Source organism: Candidatus Burkholderia verschuerenii (genome assembly GCF_001189365.1).
Taxonomy (GTDB): domain Bacteria; phylum Pseudomonadota; class Gammaproteobacteria; order Burkholderiales; family Burkholderiaceae; genus Caballeronia; species Caballeronia verschuerenii.
Map to the genome: position 1 here is coordinate 1 of NZ_LFJJ01000091.1, position 21,082 is coordinate 21,082.

General features: G+C 61.1%; 18 protein-coding genes and 4 pseudogenes. 14 read left to right on the forward strand and 8 right to left on the reverse strand.

The features are described from left to right. Nucleotides 1-170: 170 nt before the first annotated feature. Together BVER_RS16230 and amaB are read right to left on the reverse strand one after the other, a co-directional pair. On the reverse strand, nucleotides 171-1,343 hold the full coding sequence (locus BVER_RS16230; protein WP_050454205.1) for an NAD(P)/FAD-dependent oxidoreductase: 1,173 nt from the start codon (nucleotides 1,341-1,343) through the stop codon (nucleotides 171-173). A 127-nt stretch (nucleotides 1,344-1,470) separates the two neighbouring features. Beyond that, on the reverse strand, nucleotides 1,471-2,961 hold the full coding sequence (amaB, locus tag BVER_RS16235; protein ID WP_050454193.1) for an L-piperidine-6-carboxylate dehydrogenase: 1,491 nt from the start codon (nucleotides 2,959-2,961) through the stop codon (nucleotides 1,471-1,473). Between amaB and BVER_RS31590 the strand changes: the two genes are divergently transcribed. Continuing rightward, nucleotides 2,936-3,103: a hypothetical protein gene (locus BVER_RS31590; protein WP_157056082.1), complete on the forward strand. Its 168-nt coding sequence runs from the start codon at nucleotides 2,936-2,938 to the stop codon at nucleotides 3,101-3,103. The two genes, amaB and BVER_RS31590, sit on opposite strands and share 26 nt — an antisense overlap. A 16-nt stretch (nucleotides 3,104-3,119) precedes the next feature. Here BVER_RS31590 and BVER_RS16240 read toward each other — a convergent pair whose 3' ends face one another. Together BVER_RS16240 and BVER_RS16245 are read right to left on the reverse strand one after the other, a co-directional pair. Next, the gene (locus tag BVER_RS16240) at nucleotides 3,120-3,989 is read right to left on the reverse strand and encodes a DMT family transporter (protein ID WP_050454194.1); all 870 of its coding nucleotides are present in this window, start codon (nucleotides 3,987-3,989) and stop codon (nucleotides 3,120-3,122) included. An 87-nt stretch (nucleotides 3,990-4,076) separates the two neighbouring features. Next, entirely contained in the window at nucleotides 4,077-4,262 is a 186-nt protein-coding gene (locus BVER_RS16245; protein WP_050454195.1) for a hypothetical protein, read from the reverse strand. Nucleotides 4,263-4,476: 214 nt separating this feature from the next. On the opposite strand from BVER_RS16245, the gene BVER_RS16250 reads away from it, so the two are divergent. Next, nucleotides 4,477-5,205 carry a DeoR/GlpR family DNA-binding transcription regulator gene (locus BVER_RS16250; RefSeq protein WP_232316579.1) on the forward strand — a complete coding sequence of 243 codons (729 nt, stop codon included), beginning with the start codon at nucleotides 4,477-4,479 and terminating at the stop codon, nucleotides 5,203-5,205. A 7-nt stretch (nucleotides 5,206-5,212) separates the two neighbouring features. Here the strand turns inward: BVER_RS16250 and BVER_RS16255 are convergent, their stop codons facing one another. Continuing rightward, nucleotides 5,213-6,937 (reverse strand): SulP family inorganic anion transporter, encoded by a 1,725-nt coding sequence (locus tag BVER_RS16255; protein WP_050454196.1) that lies wholly within the window; start codon nucleotides 6,935-6,937, stop codon nucleotides 5,213-5,215. 235 nt (nucleotides 6,938-7,172) lie between these two features. On the opposite strand from BVER_RS16255, the pseudogene phnS reads away from it, so the two are divergent. The 5 genes and pseudogenes from phnS (at nucleotide 7,173) to BVER_RS16280 (ending at nucleotide 13,795) form a co-directional block, all read left to right on the forward strand. Continuing rightward, nucleotides 7,173-8,225: pseudogene (phnS, locus tag BVER_RS16260) on the forward strand (2-aminoethylphosphonate ABC transporter substrate-binding protein). A 1-nt stretch (nucleotide 8,226) separates the two neighbouring features. Next, nucleotides 8,227-9,276, forward strand: a complete 1,050-nt coding sequence (locus tag BVER_RS16265) for an ATP-binding cassette domain-containing protein (protein ID WP_050454197.1) — start codon at nucleotides 8,227-8,229, stop codon at nucleotides 9,274-9,276. Then, nucleotides 9,254-10,189, forward strand: a complete 936-nt coding sequence (locus BVER_RS16270; protein ID WP_050454198.1) for a 2-aminoethylphosphonate ABC transporter permease subunit — start codon at nucleotides 9,254-9,256, stop codon at nucleotides 10,187-10,189. The genes BVER_RS16265 and BVER_RS16270 overlap by 23 nt, the downstream gene beginning before the upstream one ends. Nucleotide 10,190: 1 nt before the next feature. Then, nucleotides 10,191-11,012 carry a 2-aminoethylphosphonate ABC transport system, membrane component PhnV gene (gene phnV / locus BVER_RS16275; RefSeq protein ID WP_050454199.1) on the forward strand — a complete coding sequence of 274 codons (822 nt, stop codon included), beginning with the start codon at nucleotides 10,191-10,193 and terminating at the stop codon, nucleotides 11,010-11,012. Nucleotides 11,013-11,332: 320 nt separating this feature from the next. Continuing rightward, on the forward strand, nucleotides 11,333-13,795 hold the full coding sequence (locus BVER_RS16280) for a glycogen/starch/alpha-glucan phosphorylase (protein ID WP_050454200.1): 2,463 nt from the start codon (nucleotides 11,333-11,335) through the stop codon (nucleotides 13,793-13,795). Between the two features lie 12 nt (nucleotides 13,796-13,807). Here BVER_RS16280 and BVER_RS33900 read toward each other — a convergent pair whose 3' ends face one another. Both BVER_RS33900 and BVER_RS16285 read right to left on the reverse strand, forming a co-directional pair. After that, on the reverse strand, nucleotides 13,808-13,948 hold the full coding sequence (locus BVER_RS33900; RefSeq protein ID WP_232316576.1) for a hypothetical protein: 141 nt from the start codon (nucleotides 13,946-13,948) through the stop codon (nucleotides 13,808-13,810). Between the two features lie 265 nt (nucleotides 13,949-14,213). Then, complete coding sequence (locus BVER_RS16285; RefSeq protein ID WP_050454201.1) at nucleotides 14,214-14,618, reverse strand: DUF6232 family protein; 405 nt, start codon at nucleotides 14,616-14,618, stop codon at nucleotides 14,214-14,216. Nucleotides 14,619-14,809: 191 nt separating this feature from the next. On the opposite strand from BVER_RS16285, the gene BVER_RS16290 reads away from it, so the two are divergent. The 7 genes and pseudogenes from BVER_RS16290 to BVER_RS16310 all read left to right on the forward strand — a co-directional run bounded on the left by BVER_RS16290 (nucleotide 14,810) and on the right by BVER_RS16310 (nucleotide 20,501). Beyond that, nucleotides 14,810-15,103: an ArsR/SmtB family transcription factor gene (locus BVER_RS16290; protein WP_050454202.1), complete on the forward strand. Its 294-nt coding sequence runs from the start codon at nucleotides 14,810-14,812 to the stop codon at nucleotides 15,101-15,103. A gap of 54 nt (nucleotides 15,104-15,157) precedes the next feature. After that, a pseudogene (locus tag BVER_RS16295) lies at nucleotides 15,158-16,206 on the forward strand (alkene reductase). A 292-nt stretch (nucleotides 16,207-16,498) separates the two neighbouring features. Continuing rightward, a pseudogene (locus BVER_RS16300) lies at nucleotides 16,499-16,963 on the forward strand (aspartate-alanine antiporter-like transporter); the annotation flags it as partial. A 123-nt stretch (nucleotides 16,964-17,086) separates the two neighbouring features. Continuing rightward, nucleotides 17,087-18,811 carry a phosphocholine-specific phospholipase C gene (locus BVER_RS16305; RefSeq protein WP_232316577.1) on the forward strand — a complete coding sequence of 575 codons (1,725 nt, stop codon included), beginning with the start codon at nucleotides 17,087-17,089 and terminating at the stop codon, nucleotides 18,809-18,811. A 32-nt stretch (nucleotides 18,812-18,843) separates the two neighbouring features. Beyond that, nucleotides 18,844-19,164 (forward strand): phospholipase domain-containing protein, encoded by a 321-nt coding sequence (locus BVER_RS33905; RefSeq protein WP_232316578.1) that lies wholly within the window; start codon nucleotides 18,844-18,846, stop codon nucleotides 19,162-19,164. A 280-nt stretch (nucleotides 19,165-19,444) separates the two neighbouring features. Next, a complete protein-coding gene (locus BVER_RS31595) occupies nucleotides 19,445-19,699 on the forward strand; it encodes a hypothetical protein (RefSeq protein WP_157056083.1) in 255 nt (84 codons plus the stop codon). Nucleotides 19,700-19,898: 199 nt separating this feature from the next. Then, nucleotides 19,899-20,501, forward strand: coding sequence for a hypothetical protein (locus BVER_RS16310; RefSeq protein WP_050454204.1), 603 nt, complete (start codon nucleotides 19,899-19,901; stop codon nucleotides 20,499-20,501). A gap of 396 nt (nucleotides 20,502-20,897) precedes the next feature. Here BVER_RS16310 and BVER_RS16315 read toward each other — a convergent pair. Next, nucleotides 20,898-21,082 (reverse strand): annotated as a pseudogene (locus BVER_RS16315) (IS5/IS1182 family transposase); the annotation flags it as partial.

A 21,082-nucleotide genomic window follows, 5' to 3' on the forward strand; every position in this document is an offset into this window, starting at 1 on the left:
TCCACGCTTCCTCCCCACGGTCGGTCGCCCTTCCGCAGTTGCGCTTCACTTCGCTCGCTGTGGTCAACTTGCCGCGCGACTTGCACCCGCAAGAGTGCGCCCATGCTGGGCGCACAAAAAACGCCCGACAAAGTCGGGCCAATGAGTGGCGTTACTGAGAGATGCTCGGCCTAGACGACGTTCTTTTCAACGATTGGGTGATTCTCGAGGACTCGGTCACAACTCAGTGAGGACAAGTCCAGGCTGGAATACTTGCCGTTAAGAATCAGCTCCGACACTCCTCGGCCTGTGGCTGGCCCTTGCTGAAGTCCATGCCCGCTATAGCCGTTCGCGAAGACGCAGTTGTCGATGTCCGGGTGGTAACCGATGATGGCGTTGTGGTCAAAGACGTTGTACTCGTAATAGCCCGACCAGCAATTCTCGACACGTAGCGCTTCAAACTCCGGAACACGGTTGGCGAGCGTCGGCCAAATCACCTCGTCGAAGATGTTGTGGTCGACCTCATCGAGCGGCAGGTCATCGGGGTCGTTATCCGCCGACGGTGAAGTTCCCGTGATATAGGTCTTACCTTCAGGTCGGAAATACACTCCGGTCGGATCAATCAGAAGCGGTGCGTTCGTGAGACGTGCTGGCGACGACACGTTGAAAATGCTTCGGCGGCGCGCATAGACGGGAATATTGATACCCATCATCTCCGAGATTTTGCGTGTCCAAGCGCCGGCGGCGTTGACCAGCGTATCGCATGCGTACTGCTGACCGTTGTCGGCGACCACATGCGTAATTTCCCGACCTTGACGCTCGAGCCCAATCACGTCAGCCGGCACGTAGCGAACTCCTATCGATTGCGCCTTTTTTCGCAGCGCTTGCACGAGTCCATATCCATCGAACCACCCTTCTCCGCTGACCCCATATGCGCCTGCCGATAGGTCGTCAACGTTGAGCCAGGGGAACTTCTCCTGCAGGCCGCTTTGAGAAAGAAGTTCGATATTTGCGCCCAAGCTTCGCTGCAGCGCGTGATTTTCGCGCAGCACGCTCTCCCCCGCAGGGGTTGCCAGGAACAAGTAGCCGCCTTCGTGCAGGTCGATTGCTGGCTTGCTTCCATCGACTTCCAGGATGTTGCCGATGTTGCGCAAAAATTCGATGCCGTAGAGCGACATCTGGATGGAAAGAGGTGTCGAGAACTGCTGTCGAATGGAGGCAGCCGATAACGCGGACGACGACTTCGCGTAACTGGGGTCACGCTCAATCACGGTTACCTTTACCGACGGGTCGGACGTGCGCAAGAAGTAAGCAATTGAACTGCCAATCACACCGCCGCCAATGATAACGACTTGAGAACTCATGTGTTGCTCCACTTTCCCGAATTGAGGACGCTCGCTTGTCGAGCGGAACACATTCAATCTTTCTAATGCTGCTTCAGGCGCGACGAGACCTCCCGGGAGCGAGACTCACGGCTCCCGGGAGCGGGCATTAGTCGATGTTGAAGTCGATGCCCTGGGCGAGAGGCAACGCCGAAGAGAAGTTGACCGTGTTCGTCGCACGACGCATGTAGCCCTTCCATGCATCAGAGCCCGACTCGCGGCCGCCGCCCGTTTCCTTCTCGCCACCGAAGGCGCCGCCAATCTCGGCTCCGCTCGGGCCAATGTTCACGTTCGCGATTCCGCAATCGCTGCCGGCCGCCGAGAGGAAGCGTTCGCTCTCGCGCAGGTCCGTCGTGAAGACACACGACGACAAGCCGTGATGAGCAGCGTTGTTGGCTTCGACGGCCTCGTTGAAGTCGCTGTACTTCATCACATAGAGAATCGGCGCGAATGTCTCTTGCAGAACGATTTCGGTCTGCGACGACATCTCGGCGATTGCCGGGCGCACGTAGAAGCCCTTCTCGTTTCCGGCAACCGTGTGGCGCTCACCACCAAAGACCTTGCCGCCTTCGCTCTTCGCCTGCTCGAGCGCTGCTTGCATGCGTTTAAAGGACTGCTCGTCGATGAGCGGTCCCATCAGCGTGCCCTGCTCCAGCGGATTGCCAATCGAGACCTTGCTGTAGAAGGTCTTCAGACGCTCAACAACCTTGTCGTAAATGCCTTCGTGCACGAAAAGGCGATGCAGAGTGGTGCATCGCTGGCCGGCAGTACCGACTGCGGAAAAGAGGATGCCGCGCAGCGCGAGCTCGAGGTCTGCGGTATTGGAGACGATGCCTGCGTTATTGCCGCCAAGTTCGAGGATGGAGCGGCCAAAGCGTCGAGCCACCTCGATACCAACAGTACGGCCCATTTCGGTACTGCCGGTTGCGCTCACGATGCTCGAGCGCGGGTCTGCTACCAGTTTGGCACCGACGTCACGGCTACCGTTAATGAGCGCAGTGAGTCCGTCAGGTGCGTCGCCGAACTCTTTCAATGCATCTTTGAGAATCTGGTCCACGGCGAGTGCCGTCAGCGGCGTCTTTTCCGACGGCTTCCAGATAACTGCGTTGCCGCACACGAGTGCGAGTGCGGCGTTCCATGACCATACCGCTGCCTGGAAGTTAAAGGCAGAGATGACGGAGCAGACTCCCATCGGATGCCAGGTTTCAGCCATACGATGGCCCGGCCGTTCCGAGGCGATGGTGAGGCAGTAGAGCTGACGCGACAATCCGACTGCGAAGTCGCAAATGTCAATCATCTCCTGAACTTCGCCGAGGCCCTCTTGCAGGATTTTGCCCGTTTCGAGCGTGATGATGCTACCCAAGGCCTGCTTGCGTTCACGGAGCTTGTTCCCGAGCAATCGAACCAGTTCTCCTCGGCGCGGCGCCGGCACGTTGCGCCACGCCTTATAGGCTTCTTGAGCCTTTGCCAGTACGGCGTCGACATCGGCGACAGTCTGACTTGCAACTCGGCCAACGAGCTCGCCATTGATGGGCGAATGAACTGCGATGTCACCGGCTTCCGCCAGATGCGAGATGCGAAGGTCCGAGAGGATCCTCAAACCGCATCGGCAGACGACGCCGTGGGCGGGTCATTACCTCGTCGTCGTCGATACGGCGAAGAAGGCGCGTCCGGCGTGGGCGCCGGGACCGGGCGCGGCGGCGCGCGCGAAGACACCCGTCGGCGCGGATACCGTGGATTGATTCCGCAGGCGCGCGATTATCGAGAACGCGCCAGCAGCACGCCCGCCAGCGCCAGCGCGAATCCCGCTAACTGGATCGGACCGAGCCGTTCGCCGAACGCGAGATAGCCTTCCAGCGCGGCGAGCGGCGGCGCGAGGAACATCAACGCCGTGGCGCGCGATGCATCGCCGCGCCGGACCATCCAGACCAGCAGCGTTGCGGCGACGCCGGAGAGCATCACGATGCCCCACGCGAGCGCGAGCCAGGTCGTCGGCGAGGAGACGAAGCGATGTTCGCCGAGCGAGAACGCGAGCATCATCGCGACCAAGGCCGCGCCCGCGTTCTGCAAGGTGGCGGCGCTGCGGATATCCGCGCCCGCCAGCGAAGACTTCTGATACAACGTGCCGGCGGTGATCGCGACGACCGCCAGCAGCGCGACCGACACCACCAGCCAAGGCGGCGCGGAACCATGAAGCGTGCCGCTCGCCGCGATCTTCGGCGCCAGCACCAGCGCCACGCCCGCGAGACCGAGGACGAGTCCGCTCCACGCGCGCGCCGACAAGCGCTCGCCGAACAGCCGCGCGGCGATCGCCGCCGTCAGCAGCGGCTGCAACGCACCGAGCAGCGCCATGATGCCCGCTGCCATGCCCTGCGCGACGGCCCAGTATCCCGCGCCGAGATAGACGCCCTGCAACAGCGCGCCCGCGAACAGATGCCGCGCCGCCTGGCTCGGCTTCGGCCACGGCGCGCGCGCAATCAGCGCGATCGCGCCGAGCAGCAGCGTCGTGCCGGTGAAGCGCGCGAGCAGATAGAGATTGGGATCGACATACAGCGTGATCGCGCGGGCGACGATGAAACCCGTCGACCACAGGAACACGAACACGGGCGCGGCGAAGCTGGACAGCATGACGGATGGACGCGAATAGGAAGACCGAAAGCGTCGGAGTATCCGCGCGATTCGCCGCTGCGTCTTGTTCAGCCGTGCACTGCGCGTTCACTCGATGGAAAACGTGTCCAGCGGCTGATTGGCGCGCGCCTCGCTCTCGAAGCGCCGCGCGAGTTGCGCATGGAGCCGCCGCGCTTCGTCGAGCGTGAGGTCGATCCAGTAGGGATCGCCGGCGGCGTCGTTCAGGCGTTCCGGCGGAAACTGAATCTCGATGACCACGCCTTTCTTGTACATGCGACCGACCTCGTGCCAGGAAAACTCCCGAGTCTAGCGGAGCGGCGCGCGTTCATTCACTACTCAGCGGAAAGACTGCATTGAACGCTTCGTCTGCGACAACCCGTGCGATAACCCGCCTGCTGCATTGCCAACGTTTTGCCACATAAGGCCGCTAAACTCCACACACTTCCTCACCGATTCTCCGATGCTCGCCGAACAATGACATCAATACATCCTCGCCGAGCTGGACCGGCATGGCGCGCTCGCGGTCGCGGACCTCGTGCGGGCGCTGTCCGTATCGCGCGAAACCGTGCGGCGCGATCTCAACGCGCTGGCTGAACGCGGCCTCGTCACGACGACGCACGGCGGCGCGCTGTCGGTCGATCGGCGCGAGCCGCATGTCGACGTGCGCGAGCATGCCAACGCGACGGCCAAGCAGAAGATCGGCGCGCGCGCGGCGGCGTTGGTCGCGGACGGCGCGTCGCTGCTCATCGATTCGGGCAGCACGACGCAGGCGCTGGCGCGCGCGCTGCAGGACCGGCATCGGCTGAGCGTTTATACGAACGACTGGCGGATCGCGCTGATTCTCGGCCGCCGCAACGGCAATCGCGTGACTTTGCTCGGCGGCGAACTCGCCGAACTCGAGGACGCCGCGTTCGGCCTCGATACGGTGCAGCAGCTTTCGCAATATCACGCGGATTTTGCGTTCGTCGGCGCGGGCGGCATCACCAGCGAGGCGCATCTCACGGATTACTCGCGCCTCGCCGCCGAAGTGCGCGGGCGGATGATCGCGGCGGCGGCGTGCGCGGTCGTCGTCGCGGATCGGTCGAAGTTCGGCACGGTGACGCCGGTGCGCATTCGCGGCTTCGAGGCGGTGCGCTATCTCGTCACCGAAAACGCGCCCGACAAGGCGCTCAAGCGTGCGCTCGCGGCGCGCGGGCCGGAACTGATCGTAGCGTGAACCGCGGTCAGACCGTGCCCGGTTCGCGCGCGGCCGGACTCACGCCGGCGGCTTCGAGCGCTTCGTGCAGCGTCGAAAAAATATGCTCCGCGCCGACGATCCGCGTCATGCCATGCCGATCCATATCGGCGCGCAAATAGCGGTTCACGCGTCCGAAAATCACCGCGATGCCGCGCGCCCGCAAAGCCTCGATCAGATCGATCACCGAGCGCGACGCGGAGTAATCGATATCGGTGATCGCGCCCGCATCGACGACGAACCAGCGCAGGCCGCCCGGCGCGTGCTCGGCGAGTTGCAGCGCTTCTTCGCAGAAGAAATGATCGTTCGCGTAGAACAGATCCGCGCCGAAGCGGTAGACGATCAGGCCGGGCGCGGTGATGGTCGCGGGCCGCACCGGCGCGAATTGCCAGCGGCCGTTGGGTTCGGTGGGCGCGAGCATCATCGTGTGCGGACGATAGCTGTGGCGCACGTGACGCATCAGCGACAGCGCGACCGCCAGCAGAATGCCTTGCTCGACGCCGACCATCACGACGGCCGCCGCCGTGATCAGCGCGAGATTGAATTCGCCGCGCGTTTCCCGGCGGATATCTTTCAAACTCTGCACGTTGACCAGCCCGAGCGCGATCGTAAACACGATGCCCGCCAGCACGCAATGCGGCAAATACTGCAAATAGCCGCTCAGAAACAGCAGCACGATAATCACCACCGCCGCGAACGCGAGTTGCCCGATCTGGCTGCGCGTGCCAGCGCGATCGGCCATCGCGGTTTGGGTCTGGCTGCCGTTCACGACGAAGGTACCGCTGAACGCGGCGGCGGTATTGGCGGCGGCGAGACCGAGGATATCGGCGTTGGTATCGACGGATTCGCGATACTGCTGCGCGAACACGCGCGCGGCGGCGGCGCTTTGCGCGACGATCATCACGAAGCACGATGCCGCCGCCGGCAGCAGATCCAGCGCCTGCTGCCATGTCACCGCCGGAAAGCGCAGCGCGGGCAGGCCGCCCGCGACCGGCCCGAGCAGCGCGATGCCGTGCGCCGAAAAGTCGAACGCGCGGCTCGCCGCGATGCTGCCGATCACCGCGACGAGCGGCACCGGCGCGCGCGGCGCGATGCGCTTGCCGATAAGAATCGCGATGACCACGCACGCCGTCAGCGCAACGGTCGGCCCATGCGCCTGCGCGAGATGCGTCGTCACATGCAGCAGTTGCGAAAGACTTCGCGAGGACGGATACGGCACCGTCATGCCGAGCATGTCGCCGAGCATCGCGATGGACACATGCACGCCGACGCCCGCGAGAAAGCCGACCAGCACCGTGCGTGACAGAAAATCCGCGAGAAAGCCGAGCTTGAAGATGCGCGCGCAGAGCAACATGGCGGCGGTCAGCAGCGCGACCATGCTCGCGAGCGTCACGTATTCGGCGCTGGCCATCGACGCCATCGTGGCGACGCGGCTGCTGAAGATGGTGGCCGTCGCGGAATCGGCGGCGACTACCAGATGCCGCGACGCGCCGATCAGCGCGAACGCCGCGACCGGCAAGAGCGCGGTGTAGAGGCCGGTGATCGTCGGCATGCCGGCGATGCGCGCATAACCCAGCACCTGCGGAATATCCATCGACGCGAGCGAAATACCCGCGAGCACATCGCGCCAGGCGGCGGCGCGACTGATCGGACGAATGCCCTTGAGCAGGCTCAGGCGGCCAGTCGATTTGTTATTCTGATCAGATTCGTTCATCGCTATTTCTAATGGGTCGACGGCGTGCATCTTAACAATGCGCGATGGCTTGGCCGGGCACGTAAAAGACTACATCACACGCATGCGCGCGTTTGGCGAATTGTGTCGATAGTTGGCGATTCGTGGCGCGTTCATGGTCATGTCACAGAGCTTTGCGATGCTTCCGCCTGAACGTCGGAGGGCGCATTTCACGGCCCTTTCCCGACCTGACGCTTCCCCGACAAGAGAGATCGCCATGACCAAGCTGCTGCCCGTCGTAGCTGCCGCTGTATCCCTGTTTGCCGCGTTGCCCGCTCACGCCGCCGATGCCGTGGTGCTCTACACTGCCGACGGCCTCGAGAATCTCTACAAGGACGTGTTGCCCGCGTTCGCAAAGAAAGAAGGCGTGAAGGTCAATATCGTCACGGCCGGCAGCGGCGAAGTGGTGAATCGCGCGACCGTCGAAAAGGATTCGCCGAAGGCCGACGTGCTCGTCACGTTGCCGCCGTTCATTCAGCAGGCGCAACAAGGCGCGCTGCTGCAGCCTTATCAGAGCGTGAACTACAAGAACGTGCCGGCGATCGCGAAGGCTTCGGACGGTGCGTGGGCCACGTTCGTGAACAACTACTTCTCGTTCGCGATCAACCCGGAAACGACCAAGTCCGCGCCGAAGACGTTCTCCGATCTGCTGCATCCGGATTACTCGGGCAAGATCGCGTATTCGAATCCGGCGACGGCGGGCGACGGCATGGCCGTGATCATCCTGACCTCGGCGCTGATGGGCGAGGACAACGCGTTCAAGTATCTGACGTCGCTGGAAAAGAGCGCCAAGTTCCACACCAAGGGCACCGGCTATCTCGACGTGCTGCTCTCGCGTAACGAAATCGCCTTCGCCAACGGCGACCTGTAGATGGACCTCGACGATGCCGCGAACGGCGGTCTGTCGATCAAGCCGCTGTTCCTGTCGCACAAGGCCGGCGAAGCGCCGACCACGTTCCAGTTGCCGTACGCGATCGGCCTGATCAAGGGCGGCCCGAATCAGGCGGAAGGCAAGAAGCTGATCGACTATCTGATGTCGTCGGAAGTGCAGGCGAAGGTGCCGGACATCTACGGCATTCCGGGTCGCACCGACGTGCCGCTCGCGGGCAAGAATGGCGAAGCCGTCAAAGAGGCGATCCACGGCGTCAAGCTGATTCCGGTGGACTGGAACCAGGTGATGGCAAAGAAGGCCGGCTGGACCGAGCGCTGGAAGAACGAAGTGATCGGCAACACCGGCAAGCAGACCGACGTCGTCAAGCCGAAGTCGTAACGTGAGCGCCGTTCCGAAGGAAGCCTTCGGCGTCGACCGAACGCCGGGCGTGCACGTCGATCGCCTTACCGTGCGCTTCGGTGCGCGCACGGTGCTGGACGATCTGTCGCTGACGATCCGGCGCGGCGAGTTTCTCACCGTGCTCGGGCGCAGCGGCTGCGGCAAGACCACGCTGCTGCGTTTCATCGCCGCCGATGCGCTCGCGGGCAAGCTCAGCGTCGCGGGCCGCGATCTCACGCATGTGCCGCCGCATCAGCGCAATCTCGGGCTGCTGTTTCAGAGCTATGCGCTGTTTCCGCATCTGTCCGTGTTCGATAACGTCGCGTTCGGTTTGCGGGCGCGCAAGCTGAAGGCGGCGGAAATCGCGCGCCGTGTCGCCGATGCGTTGAAGCTCGTGCAATTGTCGGAATCGGGGCACGTGATGCCCGCGCAATTGTCGGGCGGCATGCAGCAGCGCGTGGCGTTGGCGCGCGCGCTGGTGATCGAGCCGGATGTGCTGCTGCTCGACGAACCGCTCTCCGCGCTCGATGCGAATCTGCGCGCGTCGGTGCGCAGCGAACTGAAGGTGCTGCATGAGCGTCTGCCGAATCTGACCATCGTCTGCGTGACGCACGATCAGGACGACGCGCTCGTGCTGTCCGATCGCACGCTGCTGATGCGCGATGGCCGCATCGCCCAGCTCGGCACGCCGCGCGAACTCTACGATGCGCCGAAAGACGGCTTCGTCGCGCGTTATCTCGGCGCGGCCAATCTGCTGCCGCCGCGCGTCGTGTTCCCGGTCGGCGATGCGCGTTACGAAGAGCGCGAACGCGTCGCGTGCATTCGTCCGGAGAGCTTCCGGATCGTGCCGCTCGGCGAAGGGCGGCTGCACGGCACGATTGCATCGATCGAATGGTACGGCTCGGTGCTGTCCGTCTCCGTCACGCTTGATGCCATGCCCAACGAGCCCGTGCTCATTTCGGCGCAGCGCGGACATCATCGCCTGCCGGAAAAGGGCTCGCGCGTTTCACTTTCCTTCGAGGCTGACGATGTCGTCCTTGTACGCCCCTGAGGGCCTCGCGCAAGAAGGCGTCCTGAGCGACGCCGAACTCGAGGCGCAATTCGCCGAACACGCGAAGGCGGCGAAGCGTCGCGAGCGCGCGGCGAACTGGCATCTGCTGTTTATTTTCGTCGTGGTGCTCGGGCCACTGGTGATTTATCCGCTCGCGCGCATGGTGCTGCTGAGTGTCAGCGGCGCGAACGGTTTGACGATGCATCCGTACACGGCGTTCTTCGGCAATCCGGAAACGCGCGGGCTGATCGGCACGACGCTCGGCATTTTGTTCGCGAGTGCGACGCTGGTGGCATCGGTGCTCGGCGTCGCGCTGGCGTCGATGCTGTTTTTCAAGCCGTTTCCCGGCGTCAAACTGTTGATGCGCTTTCTGGAGTTGTTCGTCGCGTTTCCATCGTTTCTGGTGGCGTTCACGCTGATCTTTCTGTACGGCTCGCAAGGCTCGGTGAGCATCGGATTGCAGCGATTGTTTTCGCTCGAATCGCCGCCGATGGATTTTCTGTTCGGCATCGGCGGCGTGGTGCTCGCCGAAGTTGTGTTCTACGCGCCCTTCGTGGTGCGCCCGACGCTGGCATCGTATGCGACGCTCGACATGCGCCTCGTCGAAGCCGCCAGGAGCCTCGGCGCGGACGGCTGGATGGTCGCGATGAAAGTCGTGCTGCCGCTCGCGTGGCCGGGCATCGCGGCGGGCACGATTCTCTGCTTTCTGCTGACGCTGAACGAGTTCGGCATTCTGCTGGTGCTCGGCAGCGCCCATCTCGTCACCTTGCCGATCGCGATCTACAGTTCCGCGACCGTCGATCTCGACTTGCCGACGGCGGCAGCGGGTTCGGTCGTGATGCTGCTGATGTCCTTGTCGCTCTATGCACTGTATCGGCGCGTCAATCGCAAAACCAGCGCGGGAGATCGTTGAGATGCAGCTTTCCGCTTTGCTGAGACCGCGTTCGCTGATGAGCGGCGCGTTCACCGTATTCGTCGCGCTGGTGTGCTTCTGGCTGTTCGTGCTGCCGGTGATCGTGGTGGCGTTGTCGAGCGTGGCGTCGCACTGGTCGGGCACGATCCTGCCCGATGGCTTCAGCACGCGCTGGTTTTCGCGCCTGTCGTCGAGCGATATGGATGCGCTCATCACGAGTCTGCAAGTCGGCTTTACGGTGGCCGTCGTCGGCACGATTCTGGGGTTGTGGCTCGCGCTGGCGCTCGAAGGCCGCGACCGTCGCGGAATCGGTGCGGTGGTCGACGCCGTCGCCATGTTGGGCAACGGCGTGCCGAGCGTGGTGCTCGGACTCGCGGTGCTGATCGCCTATCACAAGAAGCCGGTCGATATCTCCGGGTCGGCCGCCATCGTCGTGCTGGTGCAACTGGCGCTGGTGCTGCCGTTCTGCTACCGGTGCGCCGCCGCCGCGCTCCGTCCCGAACTCACGACCTTGCGCGAAGCCGCCGCGAGTCTCGGCGCGCCGCCGCGCATGGTGCTGCTGCGCATGGTGCTGCTGCGCGTGGTGCTGCCGCAACTGGTGCCCGCGATCCGCGCGAGTCTCGCGCTGGGCTTCGCGCTGTCGCTGGGCGAACTGGGCGCGACGCTGACCGTCTATCCGCCGGGCTTCGCGACGGTGCCGATCGTCGTCGTGGGGCAGGTGAATCGCGGCTACTATCTGCCGGCGTCGGCGCTTGCGCTGATTCTGCTCGGGGTATCGCTGGCGGCGCTGTTGCTGATTGCCGCGCGCGTGCCGCGCCGTTGAGGTGCACTGCGAGGTGCATCGTAGCAAGAACGATTCCTCCGCCAATTCGCACGCGAAACATCCGGATGACGAAATAATTCTTACCGCTTCATGCGGGCTTCTTGGGCCGTCCGGCTTCTGTCCGGACGCCGTCGCGTCTTGCGCCTGTCATACCCAAAAAAATTAAATTGGCGTAACCTGCACGTTCGGTCACGCCGCACCCGCATGCTTTCGATGAACTTCCTGGCTGGACCCCGCCACGCTCATTAAGCGAACGTCCGGACGAAACCTTTTGCATGCATTCGCGGTCGTTGCTTATGTCGCAATAACCGGAGGTATCGATGACATCCGTCGATCTGGAATTCGAACATCTCAACAGTACCGTCGACGCACTGCGTCGCTCCATCTCCAACCGCCTGATGTACGGCGTCGGCAAGGACGCGGTCACCGCGCAGCCGCGCGACTGGCTGCATGCGGTTGAACTCGCGGTCCGCGACCGGCTCGTCGCGCGCTGGATGCGCACCACGCGGATGCAATACGAACAGGACGTCAAACGCGTCTATTACCTGTCGATGGAGTTTCTGATCGGCAGAACCTTTTCCAATGCGCTTCTCGCGCTCGGCATATACGATGAGGTGAAGCAGGCGCTCGGCCAGCTCGGCATCGATCTGGCCTCGCTCGGGGATCTCGAACCGGATGCCGCGCTCGGCAACGGCGGTCTCGGGCGTCTGGCCGCATGTTTCCTCGATTCGATGGCGACTGTCGGCGTGCCGGGTTTCGGCTACGGCATCCGCTACGAATACGGCATGTTCCGGCAGACCATCGTCGACGGCAATCAGGTCGAAATGCCCGACTACTGGCTGCGCGCGGGCAATCCGTGGGAGTTTCCGCGTCCCGAAGTGACCTACACCGTGCATTTCGGCGGCCGCACCGTGCAGCACGACGATCGCACCGACTGGATCGACACCGAGCACGTCAACGCGATGGCCTACGATACGGTCATCCCCGGCTTCGATACGACTGCGACCAACACGCTGCGCCTGTGGTCCGCGCGCGCGACCGACGAGTTCGATCTCTCCGCGTTCAATCAAGGCGACTATCGCCGCGCGGTGGAAGCGAAGAACACGTCGGAACACGTCTCGCGCCTGCTGTATCCCGATGACTCGACGCAAGCCGGGCGCGAACTGCGTCTGCGTCAGGAATACTTCTTCGTCTCCGCGACGATGCAGGACCTGATCCGCCGCTATCAGCGCACGCATACGCACTTCGGGCAGCTCGCGGAAAAGGTCGCGGTGCATCTGAACGATACTCACCCGGTGCTGGCCATTCCCGAACTGATGCGCCTGCTCGTGGATCGGCATCATCTGCCGTGGGACAAGGCGTGGAAGCTGATCCAGCAGATGTTCTCCTACACGAACCACACGTTGATGCCCGAGGCATTGGAAACGTGGGACGTGGAGATGCTGTCGCGTCTGCTGCCGCGCCATCTGGAGATCATCTTCGAGATCAACGCGCAGTTCCTCAAGCAGGTCACGGAGAAGTTCGGTCGCGACGTCGAACTGATTCGCCGTATCTCGCTCGTCGACGAATACGGCCAGCGACGCGTGCGCATGGCGCATCTGGCGATCGTCGCGAGTCACAAGGTCAACGGCGTATCGAAGCTGCACTCGCAACTGATGGTGCAGAACATCTTCTCCGACTTCGCGCGCATGTATCCCGAGCGCTTCACCAACGTGACGAACGGCATCACGCCGCGCCGCTGGCTGGCGCAGGCGAGTCCGTCGCTGTCGTCGCTGATCGACAAGCGGCTCGGACCGCGCTGGCGTACCAATCTGTTCGAGCTCGCCCGTTTGCGCGAATGGCGCGACGACTCCGAGTTCATCAAGGCCTTCCACGAAGCGAAGTTCGTCAACAAGCTGCGGCTCGTCGAACGCGCCAAGCGCGAGGCCAACGCGATCATCAATCCGGAAGCGCTGTTCGATCTTCAGGTCAAGCGCATCCACGAATACAAGCGGCAACTGCTGAACATCCTTTACGTGATCGTGCGATACAACCGTATCCGCGAGAATCCGGAGCAGGACTGGACGCCGCGCGTGGTGATGTTCGCGGGCAAGGCGGCTTCCGCCTACAAGATGGCGAAGAACATCATCAAGCTGATCAACGACGTCGCGAAGAAGATCAATGCGGATCCGTTGGTCGGCGATCGCCTGAAGGTGGGCTTCATTCCGAACTACGGCGTGAGCATCGCGGAACTCATCATTCCGGCGGCCGATCTCTCCGAGCAGATTTCGATGGCCGGCACCGAAGCATCGGGCACTGGCAACATGAAGCTCGCGTTGAACGGCGCGCTGACCATCGGCACGCTGGATGGCGCGAACATCGAGATTTGCGATGCCGTGGGACGCGAGAACATCTTCATCTTCGGCAACACCACGGACGAGATCGAATCGCTGCGCGCGGCGGGGTATCGTCCGCGGCAGATTTACGAGGAAAATCCCGACCTCAAGGTTGCGCTCGATCAGATTCGCCTGGGTCACTTCTCGCCGGAAGAGCCGCATCGCTTCTACGACATCTTCCATACGCTGGTGGACTGGGGCGATCACTATATGGTGCTCGCCGACTTCGACAGCTTCGACAAGACGCAAACCGAAGTCGACCTGCGTTATCGCGACAAGGACGCGTGGACCAAGAGCGCAATCGAAAACGCCGCGGGCATGGGCATTTTCTCGTCGGATCGCACGATTCAGGAATACGCGCGCGATATCTGGCACGTCGAGCCCTTGCAGATCAGCGCGGACGATTGATCCCGCGCGCGCTCAATGCCGCGTGACGCGCGTCACGCGGCCGAGCGTCGCGTGCGGAAAGTAAGCGGTCAGTTTGCCGATCACGTCGTTGAGATCGCTGCTGGCCGTTTCGACGTACAACACCGTGCGGTCGTGGAGGCGGCTCGTCTCCACGACGAGCTCGTGCCCGCGCCGAAGGCATATTCCAGCATCTCGCGCGCGCTGGACGATTCGAGACCGGGGATGGTCAGATCGAAGGCGACGCAGTTGTCTGTGTCATGCTGAAGCCGCGAGAAGGGAAGCGCGGTCGAATCGGAGGTGCGATACATCGAAGGATGCCGCCCGCTGGCGGCGCGTCGTGGCGATGAATCCACTCTAGCGCCGCCCGGCTCAACGTCACGCTAAAGTCTCGCGCGGCGCCGTAAAGAAACTATCAAAATCACGCCTTCGGTTTGGCGGCAGCCGCTTGTGCGTGCTTTGCTACGGCGCTCGTGACGAGCGCGGCGACCTTGTCGGCGAATTCCTGATCCTTGGTGATGAGCACTTCGCGCTCGCCATCGGGCGTGTCGACCATCAGCTGATAGATCGTGTCCTGCGTGATCCACGTCAGATAGCCGACGACGACGATCATCACGCCGAGCACCAGCGACGCGCCCGAACCGCTCGCGATGCCCGCGCCGAGCACGGCGAGCCCGATGATCGCCAGGATGATCGGCAGCGCTTTCTTGCGGTCGATCCGCACGACGCGCGCGGCGCGCAGATCGCGCAGCGGAATCATCTGGCCCGAGGCCGACAGGCCGGCGCGCGACAGGGTCACGCCGCGTTCGTTGAAGGGTGTATCCATGAAGTCCGGAAATGAAGCGGGAAACCGGGCAGATTACCAGACGATGTCGCATGTGGGCATCGCGTGCCTTGACGGAGCGCAGCCTCGTCCTTGCATATCGGAAAAACCCGATATATACTTCGTTCCAAGACGATTCGGAAAGGTCCGTGTTTTCGTATGGACTATCCGGCGTCAGAAGCACGAGTAACGAAATGGACATCGACGCGATTCACAAAGCTCTCGTCAATCCTCTTCGCCGCGAAATTCTCGAGTGGCTGAAGGAGCCGGAGCGGCATTTTCCGAATCAGGAACTGCCGCTGTCGCATGGCGTCTGCGCGGGTCAGATCGATGGGTGCTGCGGCATGTCGCAGTCCACCGTTTCGGCGCATCTCGCCACTTTGCATAAGGCCGGGCTGGTCACGACTCGTCGCGTCGGGCAATGGGTGTTCTTCAAGCGCGACGAAGCGGCGATCCAGGCGTTCCGCGATTCCATCGACAAGCTCTGAATGCGCGAATGCTGCAATCGTCCAAAACTTTCAATTTAATTAGGATGCCTTTCAATGACGACTCTCTTTGATTCGCTTCAAGTCGTCGCACTGACGCTCAGGAATCATATCGTGATGGCGCCGCTCACGCGTCAGCGCGCGGGCGTCGAACGCGTGCCCAACGCGCTGATGGCTCAGTACTATGCGGATCGCGCATCGGCGGGCCTGATTCTGAGCGAAGCCACGTCGGTGACGCCGCAGGGCGTCGGTTACGCGGATACGCCGGGCATCTGGTCCGACGAACAGGTCGAAGGCTGGAAGCTCGTCACCAAGGCCGTGCACGATGCGGGCGGCAAGATCATGCTGCAACTGTGGCACGTCGGCCGCGTGTCGGATCCGGTCTTCCTGAACGGGGCGAACTGCCGGTCGCGCCGGAAGGCCACGTGAGCCTCGTGCGTCCGCAACGCGGTTACGTGACGCCGCGCGCGCTGGAACTCGATGAAATCGCCGGCGTGGTCGCGGCGTATCGCAAGGGCGCGGAGAACGCGAAGCGCGCCGGTTTCGACGGCGTGCAGGTGCACGGCGCGAACGGTTATCTGCTCGACCAGTTCCTGCAGGACAGCACCAACAAGCGCACCGACGATTACGGCGGCCCGATCGAGAATCGCGCGCGTCTGATGCTCGAAGTGGTCGATCAATGTATCGATGTGTGGGGCGCGGATCGCGTGGGCGTGCATCTCGCACCGCGTGCCGATTCGCACACGATGGGCGACAGCGATCGCGGCGCGACCTTCGGTTATGTCGCAAGCGAACTGGGCAAGCGCAAGATCGCGTTTATCGCGGCGCGCGAACATTAAGCGCAGGACAGCCTCGGACCGCGACTGAAGAAGGCCTTCGGCGGCGTGTATATCGCCAACGAAGGCTTTTCGAAGGACAGCGCCGAAGCCATCATCGAACGCGGCGACGCGGATGCGGTGGCCTGGGGCAAGCCGTTCATCGCTAACTCGGATCTGGTGCGCCGCTTCGAATTGAACGCACCGCTCAACGATTGGGATACGTCGACGTTCTACGCGCCGGGCGCGACGGGTTACACGGATTATCCGCTGCTCGAAACGGCGGAATAAGTTCTTTCTTTGTAAATGAAAACAGCGGCTTCGGCCGCTGTTTTTGCTTCTTGTTGCTGTGAACGAGCAATCGATATCGAGCGCCTGAGAGCGATTGCAAAATTTTGCTCGGTTCCTGCCGGAACAGACCGCGCCATGCTTAATATATAAAACGTCAGCAAGCGTGCGCATCAACGGATGCGTGGGTTATCGATGCTCGCCGGAAGTAATTAGCATTGCTATATTGTTTCGATGCAACGATCGGCGAGCCAATTAACCATTCACTCGGGACGCGTCCCGAATCGGAGTGCTTATGTCGTGGTTCGCGCAAACGCTGCGCGCATTTCCCGAAATCGCGATTTTCCTGTCGCTGGGAATCGGGTATTGGGTCGGCGGCAAGAGTTTTCGAGGGTTCAGTCTCGGCGCGGTGACGGCTACCTTACTGGCGGCCATTGCCATCGGGCAATTCGGCATTACGGTTTCTCCGAACGTCAAATCGGTGTTCTTCCTGATGTTCCTGTTTGCCGTCGGTTATGGCGTCGGCCCGCAATTCGTTAGAGGCATCGCCAAGGATGGCGTGCCGCAGGCGCTATTCGCAGTCGTGCAATGCGCGCTGTGTCTTGCGGCGCCGATCGTCGCGGCCAAGCTGGCGGGTTACGACATCGGCTCGGCGGCCGGATTGTTCGCCGGCTCGCAGACCATTTCCGCGTCGATGGGACTCGCCACCGACGCGATCAACCGCCTCGGACTCGAACAGGCACAGTCGAAAGCCTTCCTTTTAGGCGCCATCTTGTTGAGCGCCGCGCTCGCAGGGTGTGAAGGCCATGACAATGCCAACGCGCAATCCACCACCGCCAAGCGAGTTTTCCGCTGCGGCAACTAACCTAGATAGATTTCAATCATGTCTTTGAATCGCAGGAATTTCCTTAAACAATCTGCAACGGCCCTGGGTGTAGTAAGTGCGGCAACACTTTTGCCAGCTAGCATTCAGCGTGCACTTGCGATACCAGCTGCCTCGACCACCGGAACAATTGCGGATGTCGAGCATGTCGTTGTCTTGATGCAGGAAAACCGATCGTTTGAGCAATATCTCGGAACTCTGGCAGGTATCCGCGGCTTTAGCGATAAAGCCACGTTGCCTATTGACGGTCAACCGTCAATCTGGCAGCAGCCCGATGGCAAAGGTGGATTTATCTTGCCCTTCTATCTCGACAGCAACAGCACAATGGCACAGGCCATGAGATCGCTGCCGCATGGATGGAACGACGGGCACCAAATGTGGAATCATGGTCGCTGGGATAACTGGGTCTTCGCGAAAGGCCCGTTGACCATGGGCTATTTTACTCGCGCTGACATCCCATTTCACTACGCGCTAGCGGATTCTTTCACTGTGTGTGATGCGTATTTCAGTTCATGCATGGGCCCCACCAATACCAATCGTTCACACTTGATGACGGGGATGATTGATATTGGCGCAACTGGAGGCGGCCCTTTACTCGAAAATGCGCCAACGAACAACGTACCGCTCACCTGGACAACCTATCCGGAGCGCCTGCAAAATGCTGGAGTAAGTTGGCAGATTTATCAGGGCACTATAGGAAACGAACCATTCAAAACATCAAAGGCAGCCTCAGCAACGGGAGACCCAGATAACCCCATTAGTCCTTTCAACTTGTTGCCGCAATTCTTCTCCGCCATTTCACACTCGTCACCAAATTCAGCCATTGCGCAGCGCGCTTGTTCGATCAGGACATATGCGCAATTCTCGTCAGATGTCGCGTCCGGCAATCTGCCTCAGGTTTCTTGGTTGATGCCGCCGTTGCTATGCTCCGAGCACCCGGTGTTCACTCCTTCCGACGGCGCCACATATATTGCAGCGATTCTCGACGCACTGACTGCTAACCCTGCTGTTTGGAGCAAGACTGTACTTTTCATCAACTACGATGAGAACGATGGCTTTTTCGATCACGTCGTTCCTCCAACTCCCCCCGAGAACGCGACTTTTGGACAATCAAACGTTGACGCGTTCGGAGAAATTTACGATGGCGACTCGAACCACCCAGCTGGCCCAGTGGGCCTCGGCCCACGGGTACCCATGTTCGTGGTCTCACCTTGGTCCAAAGGAGCTTGGACTTGCTCGGAAGTATTTGACCATACATCTGTCATTCGATTTATCGAAAAGCGGTTTGGCGTTCTTGAGCCGAACATAAGCGCTTGGCATCGTGCTGTCTGCGGTGACCTAACATCGGCCTTCGATTTCACCACTCCCAATGCGAGCGCTGTTATCGTGCCGTCAGTTATCGGTTTGAGCGCAACTGCGACGGCCCAAAGTTCGCTCCCGATGCCGACGGTTCCAGTAACGCAGACTCAACCGCAACAGGAACGCGGCAGCCGAAAAGCGCGGGCATTACCCTATGAATTGTTTGTCGAGGCGAATGATAGTCCGTCCCATGGAACGGTTCAGCTAACCTTCATGAACACAGGGCGGGCTGCCGTGATCTTTCAGGTGTATTCATCTATTGCACCGACTTCCGTGAAGCGATATACTGTTGCGGCGAATACGAAGCTTGCCGATTTATATGGGACTGGCAGAAGATCGCGAGGGAATCCTTGGCTTACGATTTAACCGTCGTTGGGCCTAACGGGTTCATTCGCCGAATGTCTTCAGCCGGTGAGATTACAGCCGCGCAGCGGGTAACCGTCTGCTACGAGATTACGCAGGGAAACCTAGCTTTAAACTTATCGAATGATGGCAGTGCTTCTTCCACTTTCATCATCACGGACAACCGCTACGGCATGAGCCCTCAAACCGTAACGGTGGCAGCTGGGCAGACCGTACAAACGGGCTGGGATCTCGGTTTCAGCAAACGCTGGTACGATATAAGCGTCACTTTGGCCGATGATGCACATTATCTTAGACAGTTCGCCGGATATGTGGAAACTGGGGCAGCAGGTGTGACAGATCCGTCGATGGCCTGAATGGGGTGCGGAAAAATTTTTGGACTCGTTTATGCCGCGATTTGTACGCTCTCTTGGTCCCTTACCTGACATCGAGCGATTCAGCCCTTCTCGCCATCCGTGTGACCCCTCCGGGCCAGCAATAAGGCGCACCACCATCGCAGCGAACTACGGGCGGGCGTTGCTGTCTATCACCGTGTTGATGGCTGCACTCAGCTTCGCATTCGCAAGTGCCGCGTCCGGCCGCGCGCCGATTGACCAACTGACAAGAAGCCTGTCGAAGCAGTAACCTGGATCCCAAATGGTGCGCCAGCGGCTCGTTTCGACAGTCTTAGTCGTTGATAGCAATACGCAGCAAATGATGTCTATCATTCAATCAGTCGTGCGACCATCTGCCGATCAGCTTTGCGTTGTAGACGATGTGCTCTCGACTTCGCCACCTGAAATCTATTGCCTGCCTGGCTTTGCGATTGCTCAATTTGATGACGTGAACGGCACACTACCTGACGCGAACCTGAGCGAAATATTGGCTCCTGATAGCCGAGAAAATTGGTAGGGTCGTCGGTCGCGAGTCTTATCGTGGCGCGGAGAGCAATCTCCACCTAAACGCCGGATAGATTTAAGCAAGCCAACCAGTTCATCGAAAATCAGCATTGCAAAAGCGGCGTTGATCATAGATTACTTCGACGAAAAGGTGCAGTATCTATACGACGCTGACACTGAGACGTGCGTGGCAGAACGCGCCCTCGCACTAAGTGTTCTTCGTCGGGTCGAGAGATGAATCGGCAGGAAATCAGCTTTGTCAGCTCGAATGCGCCGACGACGGGCACGACAGGTTGGAGATCCGCGTGTCCGACCGGCTGCGCTCGGAAGCTGACGAGATGTATCTGGTCGTCGCGCATGTCGCCTTCGATTTCGACACGGTCGCCCTGGACGCGGCGCTCGATGCGGGAACAGCCTTGAGTTGGCGTTTGCACCGGGATGAACGCTGCTGGTGTGCGTTCGTCTCAATCAATCATCAGCCAGCGCCGAGCACAACGCTCAAGGCGCAGTTCGGCACCATCAGTGACGATTTTAACGTCGGTCGTTTAGTAGCCACCGAAACTGACGCCTTCGGAAATTTGCTGCGCACGCGCCGGCTCCCGCCGTTGCGTGAAGTTGCGCCCTCCGATCAACGCCATGCGGCCCTTTCAGACACGCTGAGTGTGGTCGTGGCGTGGGCGAAAGAGACTCGAAAAGCGATCGTTGCCGAACATCTTGACTTTACCGCGCAGAAGAAGGCGACGGCACAATTGAGTTCGCAAGGGGCGCGCCTATGCTCTCGACTTGCTTTACGCAAAAAACCGGCAGCTGCTTGACGTGAAGTGCGTTCGACTGGACGTCGAATTTATCAAATAAATCCAGCCTACACGTCGACCATCGATTCGGTGAGGTATGCGTCAGGACGCGGCTGGAGTGTGCATGTAGCTGCGACGGCCGTGATCGCGCGTCGCGGGCAGGCGTTCGATAAGCGTCTGCCGTGCGCCCGCCGGAAGGGTTGTCCGTGTTCCTGTGCGGTGTGGCCATCACGCCCCCGAGCTACCTGCAAGGAAAAGCCGGGGAATCTCGTATGGTCGCTTGGGGCCGCGTTCACGCAGCGTACAAAGGTGTGATGCAGGCGCACTGGTTCGCCACCCGACGTCGTCTGGCCTGCAAAATTGAATTTGCCGGAATGGACCCGACGACGCAGTCTGGTGCAGACGTAAACGCACATCTCAGCCAGGTCTGCAGCGCACGAGTAGAGGTTGAGGCATGACGTTGAGCTGAAAACGCGCCCACGCGAGCAGCAAAAAGAATATAGGGCCAAGGCCCAGACGAACGATCGCGCGCAGCAGCCAGCGCAGGTTGTAGCCGGCCGCACACAGCACCGCATGCAGCGCGTCGCCGGTTTGCCCCTTGA

Excerpts from the sequence above, each read along its gene's own strand:
- BVER_RS16230 (WP_050454205.1), bottom strand. The coding sequence starts at position 1,343 with ATGAGTTCTCAAGTCGTTATCATTGGCGGCGGTGTGATTGGCAGTTCA.
- BVER_RS31590 (WP_157056082.1), top strand. The coding sequence starts at position 2,936 with ATGCGAAGGTCCGAGAGGATCCTCAAACCGCATCGGCAGACGACGCCG.
- BVER_RS16240 (WP_050454194.1), bottom strand. The coding sequence starts at position 3,989 with ATGCTGTCCAGCTTCGCCGCGCCCGTGTTCGTGTTCCTGTGGTCGACG.
- BVER_RS16245 (WP_050454195.1), bottom strand. The coding sequence starts at position 4,262 with ATGTACAAGAAAGGCGTGGTCATCGAGATTCAGTTTCCGCCGGAACGC.
- BVER_RS16255 (WP_050454196.1), bottom strand. The coding sequence starts at position 6,937 with ATGAACGAATCTGATCAGAATAACAAATCGACTGGCCGCCTGAGCCTG.
- BVER_RS16270 (WP_050454198.1), top strand. The coding sequence starts at position 9,254 with ATGTCGTCCTTGTACGCCCCTGAGGGCCTCGCGCAAGAAGGCGTCCTG.
- phnV (WP_050454199.1), top strand. The coding sequence starts at position 10,191 with ATGCAGCTTTCCGCTTTGCTGAGACCGCGTTCGCTGATGAGCGGCGCG.
- BVER_RS16280 (WP_050454200.1), top strand. The coding sequence starts at position 11,333 with ATGACATCCGTCGATCTGGAATTCGAACATCTCAACAGTACCGTCGAC.
- BVER_RS16285 (WP_050454201.1), bottom strand. The coding sequence starts at position 14,618 with ATGGATACACCCTTCAACGAACGCGGCGTGACCCTGTCGCGCGCCGGC.
- BVER_RS16290 (WP_050454202.1), top strand. The coding sequence starts at position 14,810 with ATGGACATCGACGCGATTCACAAAGCTCTCGTCAATCCTCTTCGCCGC.
- BVER_RS16305 (WP_232316577.1), top strand. The coding sequence starts at position 17,087 with ATGTCTTTGAATCGCAGGAATTTCCTTAAACAATCTGCAACGGCCCTG.
- BVER_RS33905 (WP_232316578.1), top strand. The coding sequence starts at position 18,844 with ATGTCTTCAGCCGGTGAGATTACAGCCGCGCAGCGGGTAACCGTCTGC.
- BVER_RS31595 (WP_157056083.1), top strand. The coding sequence starts at position 19,445 with ATGGTGCGCCAGCGGCTCGTTTCGACAGTCTTAGTCGTTGATAGCAAT.